Source organism: Rhodococcus sp. R1101, from assembly GCF_000278445.1.
GTDB classification, from domain to species: domain Bacteria; phylum Actinomycetota; class Actinomycetes; order Mycobacteriales; family Mycobacteriaceae; genus Rhodococcus; species Rhodococcus gordoniae.
In genome coordinates this window covers 1-517 of record NZ_AJVB01000929.1, presented here as the reverse complement: position 1 = coordinate 517, position 517 = coordinate 1, and the positions used below count along the sequence as shown (strand labels likewise).

At 72.7% G+C, this 517-nt stretch carries 1 protein-coding gene; it reads left to right on the top strand.

The annotated features are described in order from the left end of the window. Nucleotides 1–10 precede the first annotated feature (10 nt). A partial coding sequence (locus R1101_RS0125295) for a hypothetical protein (RefSeq protein ID WP_016935861.1) occupies nucleotides 11–517 on the top strand: 507 nt, incomplete at its 3' end.

Sequence of the window (517 nt, the reverse complement as noted above, 5' to 3'; positions counted from 1 at the left end):
GAGAGACGCCGTGACCGACGGCACCGAGCCGGCCACAGGCATCGCCTCCGGCGACACGCTGCGTCGGATCTACGACGTCCTGCTGCTGGACCTCGACGGCACCGTCTACCGGGGCGCCGAACCCGTCCCGGGTGCCCGGGAGGCGCTGGCGGCCGGTGACGACACCGTTCTGTACGTCACGAACAACGCCAGCCGCCGGCCTTCGGAGGTCGCGTTGCACCTGCGGGAACTCGGCTTTCCGGCCGAGGATTCGTCCGTGGTGACGAGCTCGCAGTCCGCGGCGCGCCTGCTCGCCGAGCGGTTCCCGGCCGGCGCGCCGGTGCTCGTCGTCGGAACCGATGCCCTCGCCGAGGAGGTGGCCGGTGTCGGTCTCACCCCGGTCCGGTCGGCGGACACGCGTCCGGTGGCCGTGGTGCAGGGGCATTCTCCGGATACCGGATGGGCGATCCTCGCGGAGGCGACGCTCGCCGTCCGTGCCGGTGCCCTGTGGGTGGCCACGAACGTCGACTCGACCCTG